The sequence below is a fragment of the Sphingobium sp. Z007 genome, from assembly GCF_900013425.1.
Lineage (GTDB): Bacteria > Pseudomonadota > Alphaproteobacteria > Sphingomonadales > Sphingomonadaceae > Sphingobium.
Map to the genome: position 1 here is coordinate 3,243,858 of NZ_FBXK01000005.1, position 7,549 is coordinate 3,251,406.

The 7,549-nt window shown below is 63.4% G+C and carries 8 protein-coding genes; 4 read left to right on the top strand and 4 right to left on the bottom strand.

What is annotated here, in order from left to right:
* The first annotated feature begins 111 nt into the window (after positions 1 to 111).
* A complete protein-coding gene (locus CEQ44_RS23650; protein ID WP_088185152.1) occupies positions 112 to 624 on the top strand; it encodes a hypothetical protein in 513 nt (170 codons plus the stop codon).
* Here CEQ44_RS23650 and CEQ44_RS23655 read toward each other — a convergent pair.
* Positions 579 to 1,751 (bottom strand): aminotransferase, encoded by a 1,173-nt coding sequence (locus tag CEQ44_RS23655; RefSeq protein WP_088185153.1) that lies wholly within the window; start codon positions 1,749 to 1,751, stop codon positions 579 to 581. The genes CEQ44_RS23650 and CEQ44_RS23655 overlap by 46 nt on opposite strands.
* Positions 1,752 to 1,984: 233 nt before the next feature.
* Positions 1,985 to 2,608, bottom strand: coding sequence for a carbonic anhydrase (locus CEQ44_RS23660; protein ID WP_088185154.1), 624 nt, complete (start codon positions 2,606 to 2,608; stop codon positions 1,985 to 1,987).
* A 323-nt stretch (positions 2,609 to 2,931) separates the two neighbouring features.
* On the opposite strand from CEQ44_RS23660, the gene CEQ44_RS23665 reads away from it, so the two are divergent.
* Together CEQ44_RS23665 and CEQ44_RS23670 are read left to right on the top strand one after the other, a co-directional pair.
* The gene (locus CEQ44_RS23665; protein ID WP_088185187.1) at positions 2,932 to 4,035 is read left to right on the top strand and encodes a PAS domain-containing protein; all 1,104 of its coding nucleotides are present in this window, start codon (positions 2,932 to 2,934) and stop codon (positions 4,033 to 4,035) included.
* On the top strand, positions 4,032 to 4,481 hold the full coding sequence (locus CEQ44_RS23670) for a response regulator (RefSeq protein ID WP_088185155.1): 450 nt from the start codon (positions 4,032 to 4,034) through the stop codon (positions 4,479 to 4,481). Before CEQ44_RS23665 ends, CEQ44_RS23670 begins: the two co-directional genes overlap by 4 nt.
* A 13-nt stretch (positions 4,482 to 4,494) precedes the next feature.
* Here CEQ44_RS23670 and CEQ44_RS23675 read toward each other — a convergent pair whose 3' ends face one another.
* A complete protein-coding gene (locus CEQ44_RS23675; protein WP_254913977.1) occupies positions 4,495 to 5,100 on the bottom strand; it encodes a TetR/AcrR family transcriptional regulator in 606 nt (201 codons plus the stop codon).
* A 118-nt stretch (positions 5,101 to 5,218) separates the two neighbouring features.
* Between CEQ44_RS23675 and CEQ44_RS23680 the strand changes: the two genes are divergently transcribed.
* Positions 5,219 to 6,295 (top strand): aldo/keto reductase, encoded by a 1,077-nt coding sequence (locus CEQ44_RS23680; protein WP_088185157.1) that lies wholly within the window; start codon positions 5,219 to 5,221, stop codon positions 6,293 to 6,295.
* 36 nt (positions 6,296 to 6,331) lie between these two features.
* Here CEQ44_RS23680 and guaA read toward each other — a convergent pair.
* A partial coding sequence (gene guaA / locus CEQ44_RS23685; RefSeq protein ID WP_088201828.1) for a glutamine-hydrolyzing GMP synthase occupies positions 6,332 to 7,549 on the bottom strand: 1,218 nt, incomplete at its 5' end.

The following is a 7,549-nucleotide window of genomic DNA, read 5'->3' on the forward strand; positions in this document are numbered from 1 at the left end:
TCACCTGTTCAAGTATCGAAGCATCTTTCCTTCGATACGCCATTTCGACTTCGCTCAATGGCTACTCAGGACGAACGGGTGTTTTTCAGGCTCTTCCCAAGGAGAAACATCATGATCCTCGGTCTTTCCATGCCCGCCTTCATCGCGCTGCATGTCGCGATCAGTTTGGTCGGCATCGTGGCGGGCCTTGTCGCCCTGGTGGCGCAGGCGAAGGGGCGGTTCCTGCCCCGCACACAGGCGCTGTTCTTGGTCACGACGCTGCTGACCAGCCTGACAGGCTTCCTCTTTCCGTTTCGCGGCTTTACCCCGGCGATCGGGGTCGGGATCGTCTCGACTCTCGTGCTGATCGTCGCTTTCGTGGCGCTGTATGGCCTCAAGCTGCGCGGCCGGGCGCGGGTCGTTTATACGGTGAGCGCAATGGCGGCGCTGTGGCTCAACCTGTTCGTGCTGGTGGTGCAGGGCTTCCTCAAGGTGCCGGCGCTCAACGCCTTCGCGCCGACCGGGACGGAACCGCCCTTCCTGGCCGCGCAGGGGCTGCTGCTGGTCGCGATGCTGATCCTGGGCGCGGCGATCGTGCGTCAGCCCAGCCTGGCGCGAAAGGCGGCGAGCCGTTCGATCGCCTGATCCAATGTCTGGTCCGTCTTGGAAAAGCAGAGGCGGACCAGATGTGTGACGGACGCGTCGGGGTAGAAGGCGCTGATCGGGATCGCCGCCACGCCTGCTTCTTCAATGATGCGGTTGCAGAAAGTGACGTCGTCCAGCGTGATGCCTGATGCTGGCAGGTCGATCGACAGGAACCAGGTCGCGGCGCTGGGCTGCACGACATAGCCGGCCGCCGTCAGCCCCGCCGCCAGCCGGTCGCGCGACGCCTGATAGGCGGCGCGCTGGTCGGCAAACCAGGCGTCGGGGTAGGCCAGACCTTCCGCCACAGCCCATTGCAGATTGGGCGGGGTGGTGAAGGTCAGGAACTGATGCGCGCGGGCGAGCAGGGTGGCGATCGGCGGGGCGGCGCACATCCAGCCGACCTTCCACCCGGTGACCGAGAAAATCTTGCCCGCCGACCCGATCTTGACGGTGCGGTCGCGCATGCCCGGAAACGCCATCAACGGGCAGTGGGGGACGCCGTCATAGACGGTCTGTTCCCAGACTTCGTCGCAGATGGCGATGAGGTCATGGGCGACGCAGATGTCGGCGAGCAGCGCCAGCTCTTCCGGCCGCAGGACGATGCCGGTCGGGTTGACCGGATTGTTCATGAGCAGGATGCGGGTGCGGGGCGTGATAGCAGCGGTCAGGGATTCGCGGGTCACGCGCCAGTCGGGCGGGGTCAGCGTCACCACTTTGGCGACGCCGCCGGCCCGCTCCACCAGCGGCAGATAAGCGTCGTAGAGCGGGGCGAGCAGCAGCACCTCGTCGCCCGGTTGCACCAGCGCCAGCAGGCTGGCGGCGATCGCTTCGGTCGCGCCGGAGGTGACGTTGACCTCCTGCGGGCTTAGATAGAGTTGCTGGTGGCGGGCATAATGATCGGCGACCGCGGCGCGCAGTTCGGCCAGGCCCGCCATGGGCGGATATTGGCTGGACCGGGTCAGCAGCGCGTCGGCGGCGGCTTGCAACACCGCGCGGGGGCCGGGGCCTTCGGGAAACCCCTGGCCCAGGTTGATCGCGCCGGTTTCGCGGGCGCGGGCGGACATATGGTCGAAGATGGTGGTCGGCATGTCCCGATAGACGGAATGGCCAAGGGGCGCGCCGGTCATGTCAGTCTCCACCGATGGGTCGGTTGCGCGGCCGCGTAGGGCCGGCGACTCTGCCCTGCACTGTCGCTGTATCGGCTATCAGGCGGGTTGCAACAATAGCCTGCTTCCCCCGAACAGCCATCCGGGCGGATTTCACGCGTGCCGCTGGACGCAAACGGGCGCGTTGGCTGACCCCTGCGACAGGAGGAGGAGCGCTATCCTCCTGTTGCAGGGGGCCAACAAGCCTCAGTCGATTACAACCAATGGACCTCGCCGGTCGCCAATTTATAGACGGCGCCCACGACTTTGAGTTCACCCCGACGCTGGGGTTCCATCAGCATGGGTTCGGAGAATTTTTGCAGCCGCTCGACCATCCGGCGGACATTTTCCTCCACGGCCTGTTCGACCAGATCGCCGTCATTGACCCGTTGCGCTGCGATGACGGCGGGGATGATCGGCTCGACCATGCGTCCGATGCTGCCTGGGAAGCGAACATCCTTCGTCACGACGTCGGTCGCCGCCGCGACGGCGCCGCATTTTTCATGGCCCAACACGACGATGAGCGGCACCTTGAGCGCCATCACCGAATATTCGATCGAGCCCATGCCGGCGGTGTCGACGTTGTTCCCCGCGGTTCTGACGATGAACAATTCGCCCAGGCCCGCGCCGAACAATTGTTCCGGCCCCACGCGAGAGTCCGAACATCCGACCAATGTGACAAACGGCTGCTGCCCCTGCGCCAGTTCCAGGCGGCGTTCGCGGGATATGTCCGGCGATTTCGGCTGATCCGCAACGAAGGCCGCATTGCCTTCCTTCAAACGATTCAACGCCTCGTCCGGGGTTGGCTGACTGGTGGTAACGACGGTCGATGTCGGCATTCTATCCTCCTAGACGGTTCATTGGGAAAAGATCGGGGTATCGGCACTCGCCCTGTGGCGCATAGATCGGATGGAGCGGCGATCTTCTGACCATGTGTCGGCGCAGTTTCCTCAAGTTCATTATGATGCGCCGTGAATATCGGTCCGCTTTACTGCTGCCATATGACCTTAATGTAAGAAACTTTTTCCGGTTGCAGAAGGTGCGTGACGCGGCGGCGGCAAGCGGCGAGCCGAAGGGGCGGCGGGAAGCTGGGAACGTCAGCCGCTTCACCGAGTTTGTGATGCGCGGGCGCAATTTCTTCTTGCTCCCTGGTGGAGCGAGCATGAAAGACCGTGACAATTGGCACATCACTGAGGAAATCAAGCACGAAACGGGCTCTGGCGATCCGTTCGCGGCAGCCGTGCGCGCCACGCGCATGCCCATGGTCATTACCGACCCCGCCCAGCCGGACAATCCCATCATTTTCTGCAATGAAGCCTTTCAGCGCCTGACCGGCTATGATCGCGACGAAGTCATCGGCCGCAACTGCCGGTTCCTGCAAGGGGAGGCCACCGACGCGGCGTCGGTGATGCGCATTCGTGAAGCGGTCGCCGCGGGGCAGAGCATCGACATCGACCTGCTCAATTATCGCAAAGACGGCTCCACATTCTGGAATGCACTGTATCTGAGCCCGGTGCATAATGCGTCGGGCGACATCCAGTTCTTCTTTGCGTCCCAGCTCGACGTGACCGACCGTGTCTCGGCCCAGGAAACGATCACCGAGCAGAATGTCTTGTTCGAGCGCGAGGTGGAACGGCGGACGCGCGATTTGCAAGCAGCACTGGAGGAGAAGACCCTGCTGCTCCACGAGGTGGATCACCGGGTCAAGAACAACCTGACGATGATCGGGTCGCTGCTTCGGCTGCAAGCCCGGACCATCGGCGACCCGCTGATCGCGTCGAAACTGGAAGCGATGCTGGAACGGGTCGATGCCTTGGCGACGGTGCATCGTCGTCTATACCAGTCGGACGATGTGACCCAATTTGATATCGGCGCTTTCACCGAAAATCTCGTTTCCGACGTGATTGGGGCAAGCGGCCGCGGGGAAATCGAGGTGCGCGTCAAGGTCGATAAAATTCTGATTTCGTCGGGCAAGGCGGCTGCGCTCGGGCTGGTTCTCAATGAAGTGCTGACCAATGCCGTCAAACATGCCTATCCTGAAGGCCGCGCCGGGACGCTGGAGGTTGCGGCGGAGCAGGATGGCGCGCAGGCGCGCATCTCCATCAGAGACGATGGTCCGGGGCTGGATGGTGAAGCCCCCCGCGCAGGGGGGCTGGGGGCGACGTTGATAAAGCGTCTTTCCAAACAGGTTGGCGCGCAAGTGACGTGGCGCAATGCTGCGCCCGGCACGTTGGTGGCCATTGCATTTTCGATCGGAACGCCATGACACGCCCAATCGCCCCGCTCAGTGTGTTGATCGTCGAGGACGAAGCGCTGCTTGCGATGGATATCGAGGCGATGATCGAAGATTCAGGGCATCATGTGGTCGCCGAGGCGGCTTCGCTCCACGATGTCGAACGGCTCGGTTCGGATGTGGTTTTCGATCTGGCTTTTGTCGATATCCAGCTTGCAAGAGGCACCAACGGTTTGGATGTGTGCAAATTGATCCGGCATCGCTGGGCGCACGCCTATATCGTGTTCGTGACGGCCAATCCCAAAAAAGTGCCGGACGATTATTGCGGCGCCCATGGCATCATTCCCAAGCCCTTCTCGCGAAACGGGTTGATGGCGGCGATGCGCTATATCGAGCAGGGGGTTTGCGACCCGCCGCCGACATCCCCGCAACCCGCCAGTTTCCTGGCCTCACCCGCTTTTGCGGCGAGTTGGGGTTGAGCCAAGACCCGCTTTAACAGTGTTTCCCAGTCGCCTGAGTTTGCGGCCATGCAGCCAGTGCCGCCGCGACGATACCCAGCAGCGCCGCGCGCGATGCGCCGTCTCGCGCCAGAACGGACATGCCCTGTGCGACCGCCATGATGAGCCCGGCGAGCGCGGCGGCATCGGTGGCCGCGGGCAGTGTTTGGTCCGCCACATCGCGCCGGATTCTGGCTTCCAGGCACGCGGCGATGGACCGGCGGATCGCAGCCACCGCGTCTTGTACGTCGCAAGCCGCGGTCGAGCCGCTTGCCGTCGCGCTGGCGAGCAGACATCCCTTGGGGGTTGCGTCCCCCGTATAGGCGACGGCGGCACGGGTCAGCATGGCATGGGCAGCATCATAGGCGCTCGGCGCGCCCTGGATGGTGCGCTCCATCGCCGCAGGATCGCCGGCATAAAGGCGAGCGGCTTCGAGGAACAGGCGTTTCTTGTCGCCGAACGCGCTATACAGGCTGGGAGCGGTGACCCCCATCGCCGTCGTCAGATCGGTGATCGAGGTCGTTTCGTAGCCATGCCGCCAGAATGTCAGCATCGCCTGTTCCAGCGCGGCGTCGCGGTCGAACGACAGCGGCCGGCCCATTTTGCGGCGTGGCAAAGAGGGGGGCTCAGTAACTTTCATAACGATCACTCTGAAATAGATTGACTCGGCTCGAACGGCCTAGCATGACTTTCATAACGAACGCTAGGAAAGTCATGCCATGTCCCTCACCGATTTTCGCACGCTTGGGCGGTCGGGCCTGGTGGTCAGCCCGCTGGCGCTTGGGACCATGACTTTTGGCCAAAGCGCATGGGGCGCGGACGACACGACATCACGCGCCATTTTCGACGCGTATCGCGCGGCGGGCGGCAATTTCATCGACACCGCCGACATCTATGCAGGTGGACAGAGCGAGGCATTGGTCGGCAAGTTCATCGCTGACAGTGGAAGCCGGGACGCAGTCGTGCTGGCCACGAAGTTCGGGTTCAACGGATCGGCGAGCCCCCTGAGCGCGAGTCCCGCCGACGGCGGAAATCCCCATGCGGGGGGCGCGGGGGCGAAAAACATCCACCGCGCGCTCGATGCGTCGCTCAAACGGCTCGGCACCGATTATATCGACCTTTACTGGATGCATGTCTGGGACGGCGTGACGCCGGTTGAGGAAATCGTTCAGACGCTGGGCGATCTCGTACGTGCGGGCAAGATCCGCTATTACGGCTTGTCGGACATGCCCGCATGGCTGGCGATGAAGGCGGCGACGATCGCCGGCGAACGTCGCGTGCCCGGCCCGATCGCGATGCAGGTCGAATATTCGCTGGTCGCGCGCGATGTGGAGGCGGAACATGTTCCCGTGGCGCGCGAGGCCGCCATGGGGATCGTGCCGTGGAGCCCGCTTGCAGGCGGCTTCCTGAGCGGCAAATATGCGCGTGGCGACACGGCCGATACAGGACGCCTGAGCGGCGCCAATCCCTTTGGCGACAGCAAGTTCGCCGATCGCAACTGGGACATTCTGGATGTCCTGAAGGCGGTCGCAACGGAAGTGGATCGACCCGTCGCCCAAGTGGCGCTGGCCTGGACATTGCACCGGCCAGGTGTCGCATCGACCCTGATCGGGGCGAGCAAGCCATCGCAACTGGAAAGCAACATCGCGGCAACCGAGATACGCCTGTCCGCCGACCAGATGCAGCGGCTTGACACCGCCAGCGCGCCCGCTGCGGGATTCAGCACCTCGTTAACGCAGCCGGGCATCCGCCGCATGATTTTTGGCGGTCACGATGTTATGGGTTGGGGAGAGTGAAGGCGGGGACGTGTTGACGCACCGCGTTGGCTGTCGTCATTCCCACTCGATCGTGCCGGGCGGCTTCGAGGTGTAATCATAGACCACGCGGTTGATGCCCTTGACCTCGTTGATGATGCGGGTCGCGACGCGGCTTAGGAAAGCTGCGTCGAAGGGGTAGATGTCGGCGGTCATGCCGTCGGTCGATGTGACGGCGCGCACAGCGCAGACGCTGTCATAGGTGCGCAGGTCGCCCATGACGCCCACGGTGCGGACCGGGAGCAGGACGGCGAAGGCCTGCCAGATCGCGTCGTAGAGGCCCGCGTTGCGGATTTCCTCCAGATAGATGGCGTCCGCCTTGCGCAATATGTCGCAGCGTTCCTTGGTCACTTCGCCGGGGATGCGGATGGCAAGGCCGGGGCCGGGGAAGGGGTGACGGCCGACGAAAATGTCGGGCAGGCCCAGTTCCTTGCCCAGCACGCGCACTTCGTCCTTGAACAATTCGCGCAGCGGTTCGACCAGCTTCATATTCATGCGTTCGGGCAGGCCGCCGACATTGTGATGCGATTTGATCGTCACCGAGGGACCGCCGGTAAAGCTGACCGATTCGATGACGTCGGGATAGAGGGTGCCCTGCGCCAGATAGTCGGCACCGCCGATCTTCGCGGCTTCCTCCTCGAAGACCTTGATAAATTCGCCGCCGATGAACTTGCGCTTCTTTTCCGGGTCGGTGAGGCCGGCGAGGCCGCCGAGGAAGCGCTCTTCCGCGTTCACATGCACCAATTTGATGCCATAATGTTCGCGGAACAGGCTCACCACCTGTTCGGCTTCGCCCAGCCGCATCAGGCCATGGTCGACGAAGACGCAGGTGAGCTGGTCGCCGATCGCTTCGTGGATCAGGACCGCGGCGACCGCGCTGTCGACGCCGCCGGACAGGCCGCAAATCACGCGCCCTTCGCCCACTTGGGCGCGGATTTCGGCGATCTTGGTCGCGCGAAACTCCGCCATGGTCCAGTCACCGGCCAAGCCGCAGACGTGGCGCACGAAATTGGCGAGCAGCTTGGCGCCATCGGGGGTGTGGACGACTTCGGGGTGGAATTGGGTGGCGTAGAAGCGTTTGGCTTCGTTCGCGGTGACGGCATAGGGCGCGCCCTCGCTGGTGGCGACGACTTCGAAGCCGGGGGCAAGGGTCGTCACCTTGTCGCCATGGCTCATCCAGACCTGATGCTTTTCGCCTTCGCTCCACAGGCCGTCGAACAGGGAGCAGCCCTGCTT

What these genes read in the sequence shown, in the direction of transcription:
- CEQ44_RS23650 (WP_088185152.1), top strand. Translation starts at nt 112, where the DNA reads ATGATCCTCGGTCTTTCCATGCCCGCCTTCATCGCGCTGCATGTCGCG.
- CEQ44_RS23655 (WP_088185153.1), bottom strand. Translation starts at nt 1,751, where the DNA reads ATGACCGGCGCGCCCCTTGGCCATTCCGTCTATCGGGACATGCCGACC.
- CEQ44_RS23660 (WP_088185154.1), bottom strand. Translation starts at nt 2,608, where the DNA reads ATGCCGACATCGACCGTCGTTACCACCAGTCAGCCAACCCCGGACGAG.
- CEQ44_RS23665 (WP_088185187.1), top strand. Translation starts at nt 2,932, where the DNA reads ATGAAAGACCGTGACAATTGGCACATCACTGAGGAAATCAAGCACGAA.
- CEQ44_RS23670 (WP_088185155.1), top strand. Translation starts at nt 4,032, where the DNA reads ATGACACGCCCAATCGCCCCGCTCAGTGTGTTGATCGTCGAGGACGAA.
- CEQ44_RS23675 (WP_254913977.1), bottom strand. Translation starts at nt 5,100, where the DNA reads ATGGGCCGGCCGCTGTCGTTCGACCGCGACGCCGCGCTGGAACAGGCG.
- CEQ44_RS23680 (WP_088185157.1), top strand. Translation starts at nt 5,219, where the DNA reads ATGTCCCTCACCGATTTTCGCACGCTTGGGCGGTCGGGCCTGGTGGTC.